16 protein-coding genes are annotated in these 18,908 nt (G+C 64.1%); 4 read left to right on the top strand and 12 right to left on the bottom strand.

Going from position 1 to position 18,908, the window contains the following annotated elements; genetic code table 11:
- Nucleotides 1–183: 183 nt before the first annotated feature.
- The 4 genes from H6H00_RS04785 to H6H00_RS04770 all read left to right on the top strand — a co-directional run bounded on the left by H6H00_RS04785 (nucleotide 184) and on the right by H6H00_RS04770 (nucleotide 7,750).
- Nucleotides 184–1,134 (top strand): P1 family peptidase, encoded by a 951-nt coding sequence (locus tag H6H00_RS04785; RefSeq protein WP_185720142.1) that lies wholly within the window; start codon nucleotides 184–186, stop codon nucleotides 1,132–1,134.
- Nucleotides 1,134–2,345, top strand: coding sequence for a S8 family serine peptidase (locus H6H00_RS04780; protein WP_185720141.1), 1,212 nt, complete (start codon nucleotides 1,134–1,136; stop codon nucleotides 2,343–2,345). Before H6H00_RS04785 ends, H6H00_RS04780 begins: the two co-directional genes overlap by 1 nt.
- A gap of 950 nt (nucleotides 2,346–3,295) precedes the next feature.
- On the top strand, nucleotides 3,296–3,448 hold the full coding sequence (locus tag H6H00_RS32155) for a hypothetical protein (RefSeq protein WP_255425576.1): 153 nt from the start codon (nucleotides 3,296–3,298) through the stop codon (nucleotides 3,446–3,448).
- A gap of 963 nt (nucleotides 3,449–4,411) precedes the next feature.
- Complete coding sequence (locus tag H6H00_RS04770; RefSeq protein WP_255425806.1) at nucleotides 4,412–7,750, top strand: trypsin-like peptidase domain-containing protein; 3,339 nt, start codon at nucleotides 4,412–4,414, stop codon at nucleotides 7,748–7,750.
- A gap of 15 nt (nucleotides 7,751–7,765) precedes the next feature.
- Here H6H00_RS04770 and H6H00_RS04765 read toward each other — a convergent pair whose 3' ends face one another.
- The 12 genes from H6H00_RS04765 to H6H00_RS04710 form a co-directional block, all read right to left on the bottom strand.
- On the bottom strand, nucleotides 7,766–8,347 hold the full coding sequence (locus H6H00_RS04765; RefSeq protein WP_185720138.1) for a hypothetical protein: 582 nt from the start codon (nucleotides 8,345–8,347) through the stop codon (nucleotides 7,766–7,768).
- Between the two features lie 148 nt (nucleotides 8,348–8,495).
- On the bottom strand, nucleotides 8,496–10,082 hold the full coding sequence (locus H6H00_RS04760; RefSeq protein WP_185720137.1) for a tyrosine-type recombinase/integrase: 1,587 nt from the start codon (nucleotides 10,080–10,082) through the stop codon (nucleotides 8,496–8,498).
- Nucleotides 10,083–10,452: 370 nt separating this feature from the next.
- On the bottom strand, nucleotides 10,453–11,280 hold the full coding sequence (locus tag H6H00_RS04755; RefSeq protein WP_221775797.1) for a GntR family transcriptional regulator: 828 nt from the start codon (nucleotides 11,278–11,280) through the stop codon (nucleotides 10,453–10,455).
- On the bottom strand, nucleotides 11,277–11,555 hold the full coding sequence (locus H6H00_RS04750) for a hypothetical protein (protein WP_221775796.1): 279 nt from the start codon (nucleotides 11,553–11,555) through the stop codon (nucleotides 11,277–11,279). The genes H6H00_RS04755 and H6H00_RS04750 overlap by 4 nt, the downstream gene beginning before the upstream one ends.
- Before the next feature lies 1 nt (nucleotide 11,556).
- Nucleotides 11,557–12,420, bottom strand: a complete 864-nt coding sequence (locus tag H6H00_RS04745; RefSeq protein ID WP_185720136.1) for a nitrilase-related carbon-nitrogen hydrolase — start codon at nucleotides 12,418–12,420, stop codon at nucleotides 11,557–11,559.
- Nucleotides 12,413–13,522 (bottom strand): DODA-type extradiol aromatic ring-opening family dioxygenase, encoded by a 1,110-nt coding sequence (locus H6H00_RS04740; protein WP_185720135.1) that lies wholly within the window; start codon nucleotides 13,520–13,522, stop codon nucleotides 12,413–12,415. The genes H6H00_RS04745 and H6H00_RS04740 overlap by 8 nt, the downstream gene beginning before the upstream one ends.
- A gap of 5 nt (nucleotides 13,523–13,527) precedes the next feature.
- On the bottom strand, nucleotides 13,528–14,538 hold the full coding sequence (locus tag H6H00_RS04735; RefSeq protein ID WP_185720134.1) for a 2,5-dihydroxypyridine 5,6-dioxygenase NicX family protein: 1,011 nt from the start codon (nucleotides 14,536–14,538) through the stop codon (nucleotides 13,528–13,530).
- A gap of 28 nt (nucleotides 14,539–14,566) precedes the next feature.
- On the bottom strand, nucleotides 14,567–15,346 hold the full coding sequence (locus H6H00_RS04730; protein ID WP_185722166.1) for an SDR family oxidoreductase: 780 nt from the start codon (nucleotides 15,344–15,346) through the stop codon (nucleotides 14,567–14,569).
- An 11-nt stretch (nucleotides 15,347–15,357) separates the two neighbouring features.
- Nucleotides 15,358–15,552, bottom strand: a complete 195-nt coding sequence (locus tag H6H00_RS04725; RefSeq protein ID WP_185720133.1) for a ferredoxin — start codon at nucleotides 15,550–15,552, stop codon at nucleotides 15,358–15,360.
- The gene (locus H6H00_RS04720; RefSeq protein ID WP_185720132.1) at nucleotides 15,549–16,817 is read right to left on the bottom strand and encodes an NADH-ubiquinone oxidoreductase-F iron-sulfur binding region domain-containing protein; all 1,269 of its coding nucleotides are present in this window, start codon (nucleotides 16,815–16,817) and stop codon (nucleotides 15,549–15,551) included. Before H6H00_RS04720 ends, H6H00_RS04725 begins: the two co-directional genes overlap by 4 nt.
- Nucleotides 16,814–17,476, bottom strand: coding sequence for an isochorismatase family protein (locus H6H00_RS04715; RefSeq protein ID WP_221775794.1), 663 nt, complete (start codon nucleotides 17,474–17,476; stop codon nucleotides 16,814–16,816). Before H6H00_RS04715 ends, H6H00_RS04720 begins: the two co-directional genes overlap by 4 nt.
- Nucleotides 17,473–18,873 (bottom strand): aromatic ring-hydroxylating oxygenase subunit alpha, encoded by a 1,401-nt coding sequence (locus H6H00_RS04710; RefSeq protein ID WP_185720131.1) that lies wholly within the window; start codon nucleotides 18,871–18,873, stop codon nucleotides 17,473–17,475. The genes H6H00_RS04715 and H6H00_RS04710 overlap by 4 nt, the downstream gene beginning before the upstream one ends.
- Nucleotides 18,874–18,908: the final 35 nt, after the last annotated feature.

Genomic DNA, 18,908 nt, shown 5'->3' with positions numbered 1-18,908 from the left:
ACTTCACCGAGTGGCTCCGCCCTTACTGCGCCAGCGTCCGATCGAAGGGGCTGCGGCGTGACAGGGTGTGGGCACTACCGACTCGATTGGGCCCCTTGGCTGCAGCTGCTGCGCAAGTGCCCTCCCGGACGTGGAAGACCAACTTAGCTTTACGAATGAACCGTCTGTAGCGAGGGGAGCATCGTGTTAACCGATATCGAAGGCGTTCGCTTGGGACACGTCACAGATAAGCAGAGTATGACTGGCTGTACAGTTGTAGTGTTTGATACTCCAACAGTGGCCGGTGTAGATGTACGAGGAGCGAATCCCTCGACTAAGGACACCGACTTGCTGAGGCCAACTTCGGTGATGCCTGAAGTTCATGCGATCCTACTGACCGGCGGAAGCTCATTTGGCTTGGAGGCAGCTAGCGGCGTAGCCCGCCATCTGGAGTCAATCGGCCGCGGGTTCGACGTAAAGGTGGCGCGCATCCCAATCGTTCCCGCAGCGGTCATATACGACCTTTCCATAGGCAGCTCATCGATCAGGCCAGATGTTCAGATGGGAGTAGAAGCGTGTATGGCCGCGAAAAGTGGGCCATTCGAGCGGGGCCGTGTAGGCGCCGGTACGGGTGCAACGGTAGGCAAGCTGTTCGGTATCGGAGGGGCATCCCCTGGCGGCTTGGGTACCGCAACAGTCTCTCTTCCCGGTGGCGTGAAGGTAAGTGCAGTAGTCGTTGTGAATGCGTTCGGAGATGTTGTTTGTCCCTCATCGAACAGGATCCTGGCAGGCACTCGTGACAACTTGGGGAACTTCGTCAACACCTACGAATGTCAGAAGCGCGGATCGGTCGGACTCAGCGCATTTGATTTCAAGAACACTACGATCGGAGTTGTCTGCACAAATGCCGTTCTGACGAAGGAGAATGCTAATCGCGTGGCCACGGTTGCACAGAACGGCATTGCCCGCGTGATCAGGCCTTCGCATACCGACGTCGATGGAGACGCTATATTCGCAGCGGGACCGATCGACGGAGAATTGCATTGCTCAATCTCGCTGCTTGGGACGGCCGCATCGGAAGCCGTTGAGCTCGCCATTCTCGACGCCGTTGGCGATGGCGACCATAGCGAAGCACTGGGTCGAGGCGACCAGTAATGAAGTACGTAGTGCTCCGATCAGACGGCGCAGGTGACCCGTTCCTTGAGCCTGTAAGCGTTCATGGAGCGGACTTGGATTGGGCTGTTTCGGTAGTGGATGCGGACAGGCGGGAGGAAGCGGAGCTCGCTTCGGACCCCGCCGTGCTCGAGGTTGCGCCAGAGGTGAGCCTGCAGTTGGTAGAGCCTCAGACCGACGGAGGTGATTCGTCCCCGGTTGACGATCCAGCGTGGGCGTTCAAGGCAAGCGGTCTGGATTCGTGCGGCTACAGCGGCAAAGGCGTCTCTGTTGCCGTGCTCGATACCGGCGTTGACTGCGAGCACCTTGCGTTCAACGGGGTAGCGTTCGAGTCAGAGTTGATGCGGAACTTCATCGTCACCTCTAGCTCAGAGAGTGATGTCCATAATGTACGTGATTCTAACGGTCATGGGACGCACGTCCTAGGAACAGTACTAGGTAGAGATGTTGATGCAGCCCGTATAGGTGTTGCGCCAGGAATAGCTCGACCGATAATCGGGAAGGTCATTGATGACCGTGGCGGGACAACAGGCGCACTTGTAAGAGCAATGCAGTGGGCAGTAAACTGCGGGGCAGACATAATAGTAATGTCTTTAAGCATGGATTTCAGCAAGATTGTTGAGTTATTTCTTGCTCAGGACTATCCGCTGGTCGTCGCGACGTCACGCGCTCTAGAAGCGTACCAGGCAAATATTCGCCTTTTCGACCATCTAAGCGCCTTCCTCTCTGCGAGTAGCTCCCGTCCACTCGTGTTCGCCGCTTCCGGCAACAACAGCCTGCGTCAGGTCGACCTCCGATTCACTGTCGGGACGGTTCAGCCGGCGGGTACCAAAGGATTCTTCTCGGTGGGAGCCGTCGGCGTGACTGGCCGCGGCGAAGCTAAGATCGCACCGTTCTCGAATACTGGTTGCGCCTACGCTGGGCCCGGCGTCGCGATCGAATCTGCTCGTGCTGGCGGAGGCCTGGCGCGTATGAGCGGTACCAGCATGGCTGTCCCGCACGTAGCGGGCATAGCGGCACTCTGGACACAGGCGCTCTTCGCTGATGGCAGACGGCCGAGGCATTGGGCGGAGGACGTCGTCCGCGCGCTCGACACGCATGCCCGTCGTGCTGGCCTGGCAAGAGACGACGTCGGTCTTGGTATCCTCCAGGCACCGGTTGCGGGTTTTGACGAGCTGGATAGCTTATGGTGAGCAATCTCGTCGATTCATCTGATCTTTCCGCTTTGGTGTCGCGTTGTGGCTGGACGACAGACCATGATTTGCCTGTTATGTCTGCGTGGCTAGGTGAACCAATCAAGATCGGCCGATTCCTTGCGTTCGTCTCAGGTGACACCGTATCACTTTGCACGATACTGTTAACCGAGGACGCTGGCGATAATGTCGAGATCGAAGATGCGGTCCGCTGTATCACTAGCACTTTCGACCCAGAACGACTCGAGGTCTGGGGCCTCCAGCTATACGAGCCGCCGCGAGAAGGCCCCTGGAGAGTAGAGCAGGTTTCAGTCGCAAGGCCTTATGACTCGATACTTCAGATTGACCTTGCGTCGCTTGATATGAATCGGCTTTCGCGTCACCGAAACTTTAGGCGAGCGACCTCTGGAAAATTCCAGGTATCGTACCACCTCGGGTTCGTCGGAGGCGATATTCTGAGCAGTCTCATGGAGCCATATCTGGGTAACCCTGGGATACCTGTTCCCCAACGTCAACGTATGCGGCTCGCACTGAGGGAGGACCTCTACGAAGACGCTGCAACCTTTGTCGCGATGCGTGACGGCGAGATCGGGGGAGCACAGATTTGCCGGGTGATGTCAAGCGGCGTTGTGGTGGCGCGCTGGGCCTTTTTTAGGAAGTCTATGGCCGGGGCCTCTGATTCAGTATATTGGAACTTCATCGATCACTATAGAGAATGTGGTATGGAAGTCGTCGATCTGGGATATGGTACCTCGGAGACGCTATTTCGCTACAAGCAACGTTGGGGCGCCAGCGTGCTAGTTGGTCCGGTACGGCGTGCTGCGTACCTCCTTCGCATTTAGGTAAGAAGTAGGACTCGACGAAGTCGTGTCGAGTTCCAGTCGATGCGGGACAGGCCGGTTTCAACTGATGGGCGACGGTACTGGTGCGGGGACATGGGTGATCAGAGTGTGGCGGTGTTCGTCGAACACGCGCACGACGGTGTCGCTGATCTCGATGGTGACGATGCGGCCGGCGTGGCGGAGCCCGACGGGGACGCCTTGCCTGATTACCTGCGTGATGCCGCCGGAGGAGGCGCGCTGCTGGTTCCGGGTCGGCACTGATCGGGTTGGAGTGGCGTGCCTGCGATCTGGGCGGCGCGGGGGCCGGTGGCGTTGGGCCGGGAGTGAGGACGAGCGCGGTGCTGCGGGTCAGGGCGCCGTCGACGATGACCTGGGCGGTGTCGTGGTCGATGCCCAGCGCGATCACCTCGTCGAGCTCGCACCCCTCTGGCCCTGCCCGCGGCACACGTTCGCAACACGGCTCCGGCGTCACGCCGCTGCGCGCGAGCTCGTGGCCCAGCTGGCGCGGCCCCCGGCGGTAGTGGTTGCGGCGGAGCTCGCAGATCGTGGCTCGATCTCCCGGGCGATCTGCTAGGAGATGCTGGTGCTGACGTTGTGATCTGTCGGCCGGCCCGGCCAGTCCCTCCTCGCGGTAGCGGTGCACCCAGTGGTGCACGGATCTGCGCAAGACCGCGTCGCGCTCGGCCGCCTCGACCACCAGCGCCGGACAGGGCCTCCATGACGGCGTGAAACGACGCCTGCCTCCACGGGCATCAGCCCGAGCCCTCCCGCATGACGAGGGTCGCGCGCAGCAGACCCAGGGACGGGAGCGACGCCCATCAAGTGAAGCAAGCGTGTCACGGATCAAGTGGAGTCCGGCAGTCCAGATAAAGTCGGTAAGGCCATTATTTCTATTGGCTGTCTAAGTCATCCGTGGACCTTCATAGCGTTTCGGCATCGGAGACCTCAAGATGACGGGAGGCAGATGGCCGATAATTCGCTTTGCCGGAGCCCGAAGTGCCTGTCGCGCGCAGTATGGCCACCATTCGTCAGAGGTTGCCCAGGTAGCAGCGCTAAGATAGTATACGCCGCTTCACAGCATAGGTACCTGCCTCATCATTCCGCTGTTCGTGTTTTGGTGGCTCGACACTGGCTTCTTTGGAGGATTCTGTGGGGACCGACGTAGATGGAGTATGCGCGGTGGTCCCTGGAGCCCAACAGGGATATCGCCCATTTGTGTTTGGCATGGGAATACTAGTCTCATCTCAAGAAGTTGTAACGTGCGCCCATGTTTTGGATGACGTACTTGGCGTCAACTGGCATCGGGGAGGGTCAGGCGCTGTAGTGCGCGTCGCCTTTCCGTTTCAGGGAGAAACGGTCTATCGCGACGGAATAGTCGACCGAAATCGCTATACGCCGCGTGGTCGATCTAGGTTGAGGCCGTCGCTGGCTGCAGATGTTGCTGTCATACAGCTCGCCGGGGAAGCTCCTGAGGGAGTGCAACCTGCGATGCTCGGTACGCCGAGACCGGGGGCAGCGGTAAAGGCGTATGGTTTCCGCAGTATTGTGCAGCCAGGAGGACTCTCCGTGAGTCACCCCGATGGAGAGTGGGCACGAGGAACGATCTCTGGCTCTCAACCCGGGGGGCGAATGCAGTTCGACGGTACCAGAATTTCGGGCCATCGCATTCAACGCGGTTACAGCGGCGCAGCGGTTTTCGATGAGAACCAGGAGATCGTCGTGGGAATGGTAGTAGAAGCGGACCGAGACGAGTCTTCGCGGGTGGCGCAACTCATTGATGCTGACGCCCTCATCGGTGTCATAACTAGTCGGCCGAATGCCAATGATGTGGGTGCTGAAAGCTTCTCTAGCGCATTAGGCGCTTCTGCCAGGGGCGAGACAAGGAAGAGAGCCATAGAAGCGAGCGAGTCGACGTTCTTTGTTGGCAGAGTTGAGCTAAAGCAAGCTATTATTGAGAGGATTGCCGGCGGGCAGGGGTCGACTCCGCTTCATATTATCGGGCATGGTGGTATTGGGAAGTCGTCGCTTCTTCAGCAATTGGCGATGGACGCGCGATCCCTGGGGCGGAGTCCGGCATACATTGATTTGGCTTTTGTGCGCAGTCCGCTCGACCTTCTGCGTAGGCTAGCGCAGACGCTTCAGTCGATTGGAGAGTTTGCGTTCTCTGCCTATGCGCAGGCGAGCGCTCGGTATGAGCGCATTGAGGCGGTTCTATTGCGCAATCCGAAGTTAAGTCAATCAGCTGTAGTGTTTGTATCTAAGCGTCATGAACTTCAGATGTCCCATTACGACGTTCCTGAGAGTGTTGATATTGGCCTGGCAGGAGTGGATCAGCATAGCCTCCTATCCATCTATGCGGCTCTCGATGCGGACGATCGCAGCTTCTTCTTAAGTCCGTTGAATGTGATGGCAGATGCGTTTGGCTCGGATGTGGAAGGTGCTTCTTCACGCTCGTTGTTCTTGCTCGATCGCACCGAGAAGATTCCAGCGCATCTTGGAGAATGGCTCTGGAGGGATCTTCTTCCTCTGATCCGTGGCATCACGATCATTACTGCTGGACGAAACGACATTCCGCCCAGTTGGCAGCCGCCACCCGGTCGAGTAAAGATCTACGAGCTTGGCCCGCTCACTGCGGCTGAAGTGCAGGAGTACTTAAGCATTGCCGGTGTTCGCGAAGACTCTCTGAGGGACAGAATAGCGCGGTCTTCCGCTGGGATCCCGCTTGCCCTTGAGCTGGCCGTCGAGAGCGCTGGCTCGCTCGGTGTCCTGCAGCAGGACGAAGATGTTGATGCGTTCGTCGTAGACAGAATGATTGCAGTGTTTCTCGGGGAGCTCTCCGCTGAGCACCGAACTGCCCTCCAGAGACTCGCTGTGTTTCGTAGGTTTAATCGCGAGACTCTGAATGCCTTTAACCTCGGTGATGAAGCTGCGATCATAAGCATGCTTGCAGCACGGTTCATGAAGCATGATCGGTACGGCTATGCGGTGCATGACAGCGTCCGGGACTTCATTCTGAGAGACTTGCGGCGGCAGGAGCCCACACTTCACGCTAGCCTGCATAGCTCCGCTGCAGCGTTCTACGCGGCGCGTCGACGTCTGAATGTAGATGATGACCAGTATTTCATCGAGTGGTTGTATCATGTTCTCTCGTCGGATCCTCCTGAAGGCTTCAAGTCCCTTAGGTCGTTCTTTTCCTCAGCGGCGCTGGCGATCAAGCCGGAACTATGTGAGTCGATTATTAAGGTGGCGTATGAGGCGGATTTTGAAGGTGCTCTGCCCGAAAGTTGGATTCGATTCTATGAAGGATCATTGTACCGTCAACGATTTGATTTCGCTGCGGCAGAGCGAACCTATGAGGAGCTCTTAGCTACGCCTGGCGTGGATTCGGATCGCGAGTTGATGGCTGAGTTGCTCTATCAACGTAGCGTCGCACTATGGTATCTGTGCCGCTATGAGGAATCAATCACCGTCGCTGGCCAAAGCATGCTTCTTAATGATGAGATGGGAAAAGAAAACTTCTACAATCGTTCACTCGGAATAGTGGGTCTTGCGCTGGATAGACTTGGACGATTTGATGACGCACTAGTCGCCGTGAAAGAGATGCTTTCGCGCGGGGATGGGTCGCAACCTGATCCTGTAAGTTCTGGTTATGCCTTGAATAGCATCGGCTACTTCTCCTGGCATGCGGGGCGATGGGGAGTCGCAGAAGAATCACTTCTGAATTGCCGGGATAGGTGGGTTGCGTTGAAGAGCCCGGTGGGTGAATGTTACCCGATTGGGCATCTTGGCGGGGTTTATGCAGCTGCTGGACACCTAGACAGAGCTGCTGAGATGCTAGAACGAGGGCGTCAGCTTAGTGAGCTCACGGGGAATTCGGAGATGTTGTCTGTTTGCCTGCAGAACTCAAGCATGCTCGAGCGACGCAGAGGCAATCTGGTTGAGGCACGTTCGTATGCGGAGCGGGCGATGAATGTTAGCGCATCACTGAATCATTCATACTTCTTAGCAGACTCTGCTCGTTTGTTGGCCGAGGCCAGACTGGAGGAACAAGATCTCTCAGGCGCCGAGGATGCATTAGAGGTAGGCGCCCAGGCAGCTTTCGGTACCGGTGCGGTCTACTTGCAAGGGCACCTAGACGTTGTGACCTGTCGATGCGCGGTAGCACGATCACGTGACGCAGGTGATTCAGAGGTGCAACAGCTGCGCGACCGGCTTATGGCGCTGTCTGAGGGATTTGTCGCAGCAGGCTATTATGATCTGGCCTGCTGGATCGATCTGCTGGTCGCAGATATTCGTTCCCAAGATTCACCGAGCGATTGTTCATTTTGGCTGCTGCGGGGTGCCTCTCATGCATTTTCCTGCAACTGGTACATGGGAATGGACTACCTAGAAAGAGTGCAAAGCGTTTCGCACTCCTGGGTCGCTGGAGCCGCCATGGTGGAGAAGCTGAGAGACAAGTATAATGTTTCGTCATTGTGGGACTTGTATGTGAGCGAAGGATCTTGGCGGCTGCGCAACTCAGAGGTTGTCGATGTTGCTCGGAGTAGAAAGTTGTGGACCTGAGTACTTTTGCGGTCGTCAGGATCGGACACGCTTCACCCGAGTTGCGGCGAATCGTCCGCGCTCCGATTGTTCGGTGTCCGAAATATGTAGCACGTGTGCGGAGTATCGCCATCCATCGTGTTCCTCGGCGTCGACGGTGCGACCAGTCCAGCAATGGAATGTCAGTATCCACGAACCGTCCGGCTGCTGCTCCTGCCCCTGCGGGCTGAACCTGGCTGTCCGTGGTAGTGAGAACGTGCGAATTATTGCGTGCCGGGCGTTTACTGTTGCATTCTGCAGAGTCAGTTCCGGAAGGTCTCGAATGGTTCGCTGCTTCTGAAGTCGCCGGACGATCGATAGAATCGCTGCATCGGTTCGATTTCCAATGATGCCGCTCGTCGCAGCGGCCGCTATCCAGTCAGAGTTCTCGATGATGAATTGAACGGCATAACCGATTGTCGCGAATCCGTGCGAGGCGACATCAGCTACGAGCGACGACAGTTCGTCCGTTGGATCGCCGCCAGCGAGATCCGACAGAAGGGCATATGTGGCCACCTCGTGAATGACGTTATCGGATAGCCCTTGTTTCTTGAGATCGTGACGAATCTGGTCGATCACCAGCCGTGACCCAGTTGACGAGGGGGCATCTTCGATGGTGCCGAATGTAACTGCAACGTACTGCCATCGCGCTTCTTCAGGAAGTTTCTCGCAATCCATAGTTCAGCCTCCTGATGTTCACAGCTCGGTTGGTCATTGGACCGTCTACTTACTGCCGAGGTCGCCTTCTGATGGGGCTGTGCTGCTCGACCGGCCGGGCGTCTATACTGAACTGCTTATCGTGTATTCGTGCCGGTGGAGTGGTAACGACAGCGCGCTTGCCCCTAGTCGTCGCGATAAGTCCTTCTGTCTTGAGTAGAGCGATGGCGCGGTGAGCCGTTCCTGCTGATACTCCGTAGCGCTGCTGCAAGGTGGTGATTGTTGGCAAAGTGTAGCCTGCCGTGATTGCGCCACATGCAATAGCGGACCTAAGGTCTTTGGCTATCCGCCGGTAGGGGCTACTGCGGCAAGGCTGTGTCGTCGAAAGCCCTGCTGTTTCAATAGTATGATTACTGATGGGCGGCGGCGGCATTCGAACTCCGGCAAGTTTCATCGCTCGTTGATCCGCTTCGGCGACCCAGGCTGTGTAGGCGCGCAGCGTCGTCGAACCTCCGCCGCCGTGTCCGAGCCGACCGGCCACGGTGCGGACGTCTACACCCGCGGCGATCAGTTCGGTGGCGGAATAGTGGCGCAGCTGGTGAAGATGCATGTCCCAGCCGAGTCGCCCGCACATCCGGGCGTAGCGATTCGAGACGGATGAGGGTCGAAGCCACACCCGGTGGTCGAGGGACGCGGAGAACAATCGCCCGTCCTCTGCGATCGTGACGTCGACCGCTGCAGCGTTCTGCTCGCATAGCTGACGATAGGCACGCAGCAGGGAGGCCGTGTTGTCGTCGAGCGCAATCCGGCGTTGCTGGTGGGTCTTCGTGTCCTTCTCCCAGGTACGTGTGCCCTGCTGAGCAATGCTGCTGCGGATCGTCAGGACGGCGCGGTCCAAGTCAAGGAGGTCCCAGCGCATCGCGCAGAGCTCGCCGCGCCGGGCGCCCGTGGTCATGGCCAGCCAGAGGAAGCAGCCCCACATGAAGTCCGGGAACGCGGCGTTGAGGATCGCTGCGGCCTGATCGGAAGTTGGGGGGTTGGGGTCGGAGCGGCCACCGCGGGGTGGCTCCGCCTGGTCGAGGGGATTGACCGTGATCCAGCGCCAGCGGACAGCGCGGCCGAGAGCGCCGCTCAGGCAGAAGTGCACCTTGCGGATCGTCGAGGTCGCCAGCGGGCGGCAGACGTGCGCCCGGCACTTCTCTGAGCACTCGTGGGAGCCGCTGACGGCGTGCTCCATGAATGGCCGGCCGTCGCAATGGGTGCGGCAGCGGCGGAGGATCGCCTGGTGGTTGTCGATCGTCTCGCCGTCGAGCTTGGCTAGCGGGATGTGCCCGAGGAGCGGGCGAATGTGAACGCGGATCGTCTGTTCGTACCGGTCGAGGGTGGTCTCCTCGACGTCGAGCAGCTCGAGGTAGCGGTCCATCAGCTGGTTGACCGTCGCCTTGGTGCGCGGGTTGCGGCGCTCGTCAACCTGGTGCACCAGCCGGCGCCGGACCTTCTCGGCCTCCGCGGCAGCCTTCGGGCCTGCGGGGACGGTTTCGACGAGGTAGTTGCGCTTGCCGCTCAGAGCGTCAAGACCTGCGTAGACGCGGACCCGCAGCGAGCCGCTGGGCAGCTTCTCGATCTCGCCCCGCTGACGCTTCGAGGACCCCGGCATGGAGCGACGGTAGCAGGCTCGCTCCACGTATAGCTCCACGTCGAGCGGCCTGACCTGCGGCGCGAGGCCGTGACCTGTGTGCCCCCGGCAGGATTCGAACCTGCGGCACCCGCTTTAGGAGGCCGGTAGACTGGGTGAACTGCGGGGCCCTAAGCAGCTCTACCAGTGCTCCAGGTTCGCTCTACGTTCCTCAGGGAATCCGCCCAGTCCCCTCGTTCGTTCCACAAGACATTCCACGCGGATGGCGGGGCGAGCGCGTTATCGGCCGTACCGGTGGCGCTCCGGCCCCTCCGTATGGCACACCGCGAAGCCACCCTCCAACCTCCGCCGCCCGACCCCGGCTGTCCTCTGGTGGCTGAAGCCTAGCTCGTCAGTCGCCCTGGTCCGGTCGTGCGTCGGCGCTGTGGACGAGGTTCGCAGTGGTGATGGAGGGGATGGTGTGGGCGCCGTTCCTCACCCAGGAGATCGACGCCGGACGCCTCGCCGTGTTGTCGGCCTCCACCCCGAGTGTGATGCCCACCCCCCGGGCCGCCACAAGTAGGGCGTCGTAGCGGTGGTCCGGCGCGCCGTCTGACACCAGACCGATGGCGGCGTCGATGAGGTGGAACTCCAGGAGCTGCCGGGTGAGCTCGGCATCCCCTGCGCGCATGGCGTCCAGGAACATCCGATCGACGTTGGTGAAGTCCTCGGGTACCTCGGGCCGCGACAGGTAGAGCCGTTGGTGCCGGTAGATCTTCAGGTGCAGCGTGTGTGTGAGCTCGGCGAGGGCCGGTGGATAGTGGTTGATACAGAACTCGTGGAAGCGCATGTGCGCTTCCTGGAAGTCCCGGATCCGGTTCCGGTAGACCTCCATGGCGTCGAGCTCCGCGGCCATCTTCGCGTGGTCAGCCTCGGCCAGATCGGCCACGATCGCGGCGATCGTCGGCGGCTCGAGGAGGAGCCGGATCGCGTAGTGCTGCTCGACCTGCCCGACATCGGTCGGAGCGACCTGCATCCCGCGGTTGGCCTTGGAGACGAGCAGGCCGTCGCCTTCCAGGCGCTGCAGCGCCTCCCGGAGCGGGGTCCGGCTGACACTCAACTCGGCGGCCAGGGTGTTCTGCGACATCCGGACCCCCGGCGCGTACACGCCGTCGATGATCCTTTCACGCAGGGTGTGGTAGATCTCGTCTACCGTGTTGCCCGCCCGTACCCCGGTCACGGCTGCGGTCCTTCGTGAGCCTCGAACTGAATGGCGAACAGCTCGCTGAACTTCTCGGGGTCCTGCGCGGTGATGATCTCCAGCTGCATCGCGTCGAGCAGGATGCGACGCTCGGTGCGCGGGACGGTCAGCTCCAGGCGCTCACCTTGCCGGGTCCACACCTTGCGGACCTGCACCCCGGTGAACTCGTTACCGATTCCGAAGGCCTCGCCGACCCGCACGATGCCGTCGTCGTCCTGGTTCTCATGCACGTCCTTGTTCCTTCCCTCGAGCATGTCAGCGCACCGGGATGATCTCAGGAGGCGCGCCCGTTGCCTCTGGACGGACGCCACGCAGGACCGGGAGCCGGTCGCGGACCTGGTGCACCTCGGCCAGGGGAAGCTCGAGCACCTGCCAGGCGGGGGCGGCCTCGCCGAGGTCGGCGAGCACCTCGCCCCATGGGTCCACAGCCAGCGCGTGGCCGTAGGTCTCGAACGCGTCCGTGCCGTCGGTGCCCCGGATCGTGGCAGACGCGACGACGAATGCGGCGCTCTCGATGGCGCGTGCGCGCAGCAACACTTCCCAGTGTGCCTTCCCGGTCGTGTGGGTGAACGCCGCCGGCACCAGGATCACCTCGGCCCCGGCGAGTGCCAGCCCGCGGTACAGCTCAGGAAACCGTACGTCGTAGCAGATGGAAAGGCCGACGCGTACGCCCTCGATCTCGACGATTACGGGGCGGGCCCCGGGCTGTTCCACCGAGGATGCCTCGAACGACGTCCCGGCGATGCGCGCGTCGAACAAGTGGATCTTGTCATAACTGCCCGCGATCTCCCCGTCCGAGCCGATGACCAGGGCGGTGTTGGTGATCCGTCCGTCGTCGGTGCGGTGTTTGAAGCCGCCGAGGACCACTGCGGTCCGGGCCGTCTCGGCGGCGGCGCGCAGCTCGTCGATCTCCGGCGAATCGACGGCGAGGGCCGCTTCGCGCATCTCGGTGTTGCTGCCGAGCATCAGGCCGTTCTCCGGCAGGAGCACCAGATCCGCGCCGGGCCCGGCGGCGGCGACCAGGTCGGTCGCCGTCGCCAGGTTGGCTGCGATGTCCCGGGTCGGGCGCCACTGGGTCAGCCCGATCCGCAGACTCGCGGCCCGTTCCCGCTTAGACACCTGCGGGCACCTTCCGTGGAAGCGGCATGTTGACCACGGTCCAGCCACCGCCGGAAGCCTGCATCGGTTCGTAGGCGTAGACGTCGCCACGGATCCCGGGCCCGACCAGCCCGAGCATGATCAGCCAGTTCGGGAACTCGTACTGGCCGTGGTCGAGCAAGGCGTAGGGCTCGAGGTTGCCGAGCTCGAGGCCCTTGCCGGCCTTGAGCATCTCGAGCAGGTAGGTGTCGAACTCCTCGTCGACGTGGCCGAACTTGCCAGGGTCGAGCCAGTGCGACAGGCCCCCGGTGGCGAGCATGGCGACGCGGCGCTTGCCCGACTCGACGACGGTGCGAAGGACCTCGCCGAAGGCCCGGGAGCCGAAGGGGGAGAATCCGCGCGCCGGCTGGGTGATGATCGGCACGACAGGGATGTCCGGCCGCGGCAGCAGCATCCGCAGCGGCACGATCAGGCCGTGGTCGAGCTCGATCCGGGTGGACTCCTCGACCTCGAGGCCCTCCGCGCGGACGGCGTCGACGATCGCTCGGGCGAAGGTCGGGTCGCCCTGCAACTCCAGGTCCAGGTCGGGGCGCTTGAAGAAGGCCATGGACCCGGTGTGCGCCGATCCCGTCCCGACGACCGTGGCGCCGGTGGTGAAGCTCTGGAAGTGGCAGTCCGCGGTGACGAGAATGATGTCTGGCTCCGCGGCAGCGAGGTCAGCGGCCAACCGCAGGTATCCTGCCGTCAGACGGTCCACCCCGTCAGCAGGGTCGATCTCGGGGCGGGCCAGCAGGTCAGGCACGTGCGAGCAGCCCCCGGCGAAGACGAGGTTCGACGGCACGTCGGGATCGGGCAGCTCGCCGCCAGCTTCGACGGAGAATCGGCCGGTACTCGCCGAGTCGCCGAGGTCGTCGGCGAACCAGCGGCTGACCAGGATGGTGATGCCGTCGCCGAGCCCGGCGGACCGGAGCCGGTCCCGGTCGCCCCTGGTGATCACCCCGGCCCACTCGGCGTCCAGCCCGAGCTCGGGCCCGACCGTGGCAGGCTCCGCCCGGAACCTGTCGAGCAGGTCCGGGTCGCCCGCAAGCGTGAGGATGGCGCGCTCGAGGATCTTCGAGTCCATGACGATCAGCCCTCCGTGAGTCGGCCGTCGCGCACGACGGCGACGTCGTCGATCGTGACCGTGCAGTTGCGCATGGGGATGTCGAGGTGCGCCGGAGTCTCGCGGCCGGCGAAGCGGTTCGAGCCGGTGGACCACATGAAGTTCCCGGCCGTGGAGCGAAGCTCCTGGCCGTAGAGCGAGCGCGGGTCGTACACCTCGAACGCCGACCAGCGCGCGACCGGGAGCATCCCCCAGCCCATGTGCGACAGTGCCCAGACCTCCGGGTCCTCCCAGCTCTCGAAGTAGTCGCGCAGCAGGAAGGCGTCCGCACCGCCGGTCACGTCGGTGATGAAGCCCTTCTCCACGGTCAGCGTGACGGGTTCGCGCACGTAGCGCTGCCAGGGGACGAGCGCGTCGCCGGGCTGCAGGACGAGCGTGCCCTCGGCCGTGCGGTCGTGCGGAAAGCAGGCTACGAAGCCGCTAGGCCAGTGGTCCCAGCGCCCCGGCTCGTCCACGTAACCCCACTGGTGGGTCACCGGCAGCTCCGAGCCGGAGATGTCCGCGGTGAGGTCGGTCCCGGCGCTGCTGGTCACCTTCAGGGTGGTGCCGGCCTTGAGGCGCTTCCCACCGGTCTCGACGACGGACCGCAGCTCGGTGGAGCCCATCAGGCGCTCGAGCACGTCGGGGGGCTCGGCGACGAAGAGCATGCGCTTTCCGGCGCCGGTGATCCGCGTCCGGACGTCGGAGTGGATGAGGCCGCCGACGGTCACGTCGACCACCATGTCGCATTCGCCGGCGCCGGCGAGCAGCGCGGCGATCTCGCGGCCGTCCGCCGAGTAGGGCGGGAGCATCGGGTTGGACAGGCTCGAGGCGGTGAGCACGAGTGCCCCGGCCCCGAGGTCGCGTGCGGCGGCGACGGCGGCCTCGACGTACTCGGTCTTCTGCCCGAGCTCGCTGATCACCCCGATCGTCTCGTTCGCCTGCACGCCGCAGAGGTGGAATTGATCGACGAACAGCTCGCGAAGTGTCTTCGGCATTGCGTGGTGCGTCCCTTCGTGAAAATGGTCAGACGGAGCGGATGGCTCCGCCGTCGACGGCGAGCGTCGAGCCGGTGATGAAGGCCGATCGCGGCGAGCTGAGGAACGCGACGGCGTCGGCGATCTCGGCGGGCTCGCCCCAGCGGCCGAGTGGGATGTTGTCGACGACCTTGGCCAGCTCTTCGTCCCGGGAGCTGGAGTTGGCGGCGGCCTTGGCAGCCAGGATTGCCTCCATCCGCCCGGTTCCCGTCGCCCCTGGCATCACCTGGTTGACCCGAACACCGTTTGGGGCCAGCTCCAGGGCCATCTGCTTCGCGGTGGCCGACAGGGCCGACCGCATCGCGGCGGAGAGCACCCCGCCGGGCGCGGGCTGGCGGACCCAGGTCGAGGTGAGGAAGACAATGCTGCCCCCACCCTGCTGCACCATCTGCCGGGCTGCGGCCCGGGCGAGTTGCACGACCGGGCGGACGAGTAGGTCGTAGGCGCCGGCCCAGTCGGCGTCGGTGGTGTCGAGGAAGGGTGCGATGCGCGGGCCGGGAGTGTTCAGCACCGCTACGTCGAGCCGCCCGTGCGCGGCGACGACACCGGGTACGAGCGCCTCAGTTGCCGCCGGGTCGAACAGATCGGCGGGATGAGCGTGGAGGGCGCCGGCGAGCGGACCCAGTTCGGCGATCGTCTGCTCGACCCGGCCCGCGTCGCGCGAGCTGAGTGCCACGGTCGCCGCCTCGGCGGCGAGGCGCTCGGCAATCGCCCTGCCGATACCCTTGCTGGCTGCGGTGACGAGCGCGACGCTGCCCGCGAGTTCCATGTCCACGGCGGTCAGTCCTCGTACCGGATTGCTTTTTCGGGGCATCCGGCGGCGGCCACCCGGACCTGTTCCTCGGCGTCGGCGGGCACAGCGCCGTCGGCCTCGGTGGCGGCGTAACCCCACTCGTCGAGCGAGAACACCGAGGGGCAGGCCTCGGCGCAGGTGCCGTATCCAGAGCACTGCGTGGAGTCCACGTAGGCCTTCATGAGGGGTCTCCTGGGGTGTGGTGGTGGGCCGAGCGCGCCCGGTCGGCCACGCGGACCGGGAACTCGGCGACGACTGTTCGGGCGAGAGTGGCGGCGCCGTCGAGGAAGGCGCAGGCACCGCGGCGCGAGAGGCCGGCGCCCCATCGGGCGAGATCATCGGGTTCGGTGCCGGCGCTCGTTCCGTCCCGCAACCTGCCGAGCGCGTCCCGGATCGAGGCGGTGCCGCGGACGCAGACCCCGCACTGAGCGGCGGTCTCGCGGGCGTACCAGGCGGCGATGTCCGCGGCGATGACGACCGGGTCCTCCGTCGCGCCCAGCGCGGTGATCGCTGCGCAGCCCAGCCCGGACCCGATCATGCGGACCGCGTCGTAGCAGCAGCCGACCGCGGCGCGCTGCGGCGCCAGCACACCGCCGAACCATCCGCCCATGACGTAGCCGGACGGCTCGCTGGTGAGCCCGCCTCCGACCGAGGTGAACAGGTCGAGGACGGACAGCCCGAACGGCACCTCGTAGACGCCGGGCCGGGCGCAGGCACCGCTCAGGGTGACCAGCGTCGTGCCGGGTGACGCCGCGGTGCCGACCTCCCGGTAGGCCGCGGCGCCGTTGCGGGAGATCCAGGCGGCGTGGGCGAGGGTCTCGACGTTGCTCACCAGGGTGGGGGCGCCGCCGACCCCACTCTCGAAGGGCCGCGGGGGCTTGGCCACGGGCAGCGCGGGACCACCGTCGATCGCGCGGCAGGCGGCGGTCTCCTCACCCGCGACGTAGCTGTGGGCGACCACGTGTACGTCGATCCGGACGTCCCCGGGCAGCCCACCGGCGTCCCGCAGCTCGTCGAGCGCCTGCTCGATCGCCTGCACCGTGCCGGGATGGGAGAGATAGACCACCGTGCGCTCCGCGCCGACGGTGCGCGCGGCGAGGAGGAGCCCGTCCAGCACGAGATGCGGGCGATGGGTGAGCAGCCAGCGGTCCTTGGCCGACGCGGGTTCGCCCTCCTCGCCGTTGGCGACGACGACCCGCGGGCCGGTCCCCGCTGCGACGGCCGCCCACTTGACGTGGGCCGGGAACGCCCCGCCGCCACGTCCGCGCAGGTCCGCCTCGGCCAGCGCGGCAACGACGTCGGGCACCTGCGGCGGCGTATAGGTGCCCAGCGCCCGCTCCTCGGCGAGGGCCAGCGGGCCCCGGGCGGTGCCGGGGACGGCCAACCGCGGCGTGATCGACGGGTGGTGCCCGGCGGCGGCCGTCGGGTCGAGTGTGCCGGTGGTCATCGGCCGGCCCCCGCGGGGGAGGGGATCCGGAGAAGCTCGAGCGCGTGGTTCAGGTCGGTGACGTCGGCGTACTTGGCGTCGATGTCGAGCAGATTGGCTTCGTGTGGACCCGCCGCCCGATCGCCGACACACTCACGCGGGACGAAGGTGGGGATGCCCAGCGCGCACGCGTCTATCGCGGTCGCCCGCACGCAACCGGAGGTGGTTGCCCCGCATAGGACGATCGAGTCCGCTCCGGCGGCGTCCAGCCGCGCGGCCAGGTCGGTCCCGTTAAAGCCGGACGCCGCCCGCTTGACGACGACCGGTTCGTCCGGCCGCAGCGCGAGTCGCTCGTCCACCGTCACCCAGGGCGACTCCGCGAGCAGCACACGCATCGCGGGCATCTTCGTTAGCCAGAGCGTCGAGTCCAGCTCGTCGGGGGTGAACGCGATGCTGGTGAACAGCACCGGCGCCGTCGCGGCGCGCGCCGCGTCGAGCACCTGGCGCGTCGCCCCAACGACGGCGTCGAGATCTGAGCCGGGTGGGCAGGTGGGATCGGTGAACCCACGGATCAGGTCGATCACCACGACCGCGGGCCGCGCACCGGGGCGCAGCCGGCCGGCGAGGCCGCCACTGGTGTAGCGCTCGCGCACCTCAGCGATCCACTCCGGCCCGCTCACTCGGGAAACCGCAGGTCGGGCCACTGCCCGGGGGCGGCCTGCATCATCCGGGAGTAGAAGGAGAACAGATTGCGCTGCACGCCCTCCTCGTAGCGGGTCCAGTAGGCGATACCCGGGCCCGGCCAATCGTCGACCTGCTTGGCGATGCCGACCCCGGGCATCCCCATCTGGTAGTTCAGCGAGAAGTCGAGCACCTCCGCCGCGACCGAACGGCCGGTGCGGCTGACGGTGATCCAGGGCTCGGTGTCGTCCATCTCGAAGGAACCGCCCATGGAGAAGGTCCCCAGGCCCGCGCGGTAGGTGCGCTCCTTCTGCTCTGGGCTCATGTTCTTGTAGGCACAGAACCAGTTCCACACCTCCACCTGACCTGGGCCCTTGGGCTGCCAGGTGCGGATCGTGAGGATGCCGGTGGGCGGGTGGCTACTGCCGTCCTCCGTCATCGGGAGCGCGAGGATCGAGAAGTTCGGGAACACGTTCCCGACGAACACCCGGGAGCGCCGGGCGACGTTGAGCTGGTGCTCGCTGATCCGGCTCGTGTCGAAGGTCGCCGCGAGGTCCTCGGGGTAGCCGAAGAACTTCGGGCCCGGTTCGTCCTCGGTGGGCGCCATCGAGAACGACAGGGAGTGTCCGGGCGAGGCCTGGACGTGGTAACCGAGCATGTTCTCCCGGAACGGCACCGGGAACGCGCCGATCTCCCAGACCGAGCGGTGCAGCGTGCCGAGGTGGTAGTCGTCGCCGGAGAAGTTGTCCGCGCCGGACTTCCAGTTGGCGTCGATGACGAAGCGCTGGGGCGGGCCGAGCACCTCGATGCCGTCGGAGTTGAGCCCGAAGACGAGGTCCAGGTACCAGGTCATCCCGCCGAGGTACTCCTCCAACGATGGGGCGGTCGCGTCGAGGGTGGCGAAGATGAGCCCGTGGTAGGAAGCGACCTGGGCGGCCGGGCTGAGCCCGTTGCCCTCCTTGGACATGCCGCCGAAGGCGTTGCGCCACAGGGGCGCCCCGACCAGGTTGCCCTTCGTGTTGTAGGTCCAGCCGTGGTACGGGCAACGGAAGTGCGACGTGTTGCCGGAGTCGGAACGACAGACCTGCACCCCGCGGTGGCGGCAGGCGTCGAACAGGACGTTGATCCCGCCGTCCTCGTCGCGGACGACGACGAAGTTGTCCTCGCCGATCCTGCGGAGTACATAGTCGCCCTTGGCCTGGATCTCCGACTCGTGGCCGAGGAAGACCCAACAGCGGCCGAAGACCGACCGCAGCTCCCGGTCGTAGACATCGGCGTTGCCGAACAGCGCGGCGGGGATCTCGCCCTGGGGCAGGCCGTCGTCGAGCTTGTGCAGCACCTCGTCGGCGGTCCAGCCGGCGGCCGAACTCTCGTGCTGTGGGTTCGTGGTGGTCATGGCCTCTCCTCGGGGAAGGATCGTCGGGCGCGCAG

The organism is Pseudonocardia petroleophila (assembly GCF_014235185.1).
Classification (GTDB): Bacteria; Actinomycetota; Actinomycetes; order Mycobacteriales; family Pseudonocardiaceae; genus Pseudonocardia; species Pseudonocardia petroleophila.
The sequence above is the reverse complement of the archived record's forward strand: the minus strand, read 5'-3'. Positions and strand labels throughout refer to the sequence as shown.

Coding starts and splice junctions, on each gene's coding strand:
- H6H00_RS04710 (WP_185720131.1), bottom strand. CDS start 18,873: ATGACCACCACGAACCCACAGCACGAGAGTTCGGCCGCCGGCTGGACC.
- H6H00_RS04725 (WP_185720133.1), bottom strand. CDS start 15,552: ATGAAGGCCTACGTGGACTCCACGCAGTGCTCTGGATACGGCACCTGC.
- H6H00_RS04750 (WP_221775796.1), bottom strand. CDS start 11,555: ATGCTCGAGGGAAGGAACAAGGACGTGCATGAGAACCAGGACGACGAC.
- H6H00_RS04740 (WP_185720135.1), bottom strand. CDS start 13,522: ATGGACTCGAAGATCCTCGAGCGCGCCATCCTCACGCTTGCGGGCGAC.
- H6H00_RS04780 (WP_185720141.1), top strand. CDS start 1,134: ATGAAGTACGTAGTGCTCCGATCAGACGGCGCAGGTGACCCGTTCCTT.
- H6H00_RS04770 (WP_255425806.1), top strand. CDS start 4,412: ATGGGAATACTAGTCTCATCTCAAGAAGTTGTAACGTGCGCCCATGTT.
- H6H00_RS04735 (WP_185720134.1), bottom strand. CDS start 14,538: ATGCCGAAGACACTTCGCGAGCTGTTCGTCGATCAATTCCACCTCTGC.
- H6H00_RS04760 (WP_185720137.1), bottom strand. CDS start 10,082: ATGCCGGGGTCCTCGAAGCGTCAGCGGGGCGAGATCGAGAAGCTGCCC.
- H6H00_RS04730 (WP_185722166.1), bottom strand. CDS start 15,346: ATGGAACTCGCGGGCAGCGTCGCGCTCGTCACCGCAGCCAGCAAGGGT.
- H6H00_RS04720 (WP_185720132.1), bottom strand. CDS start 16,817: ATGACCACCGGCACACTCGACCCGACGGCCGCCGCCGGGCACCACCCG.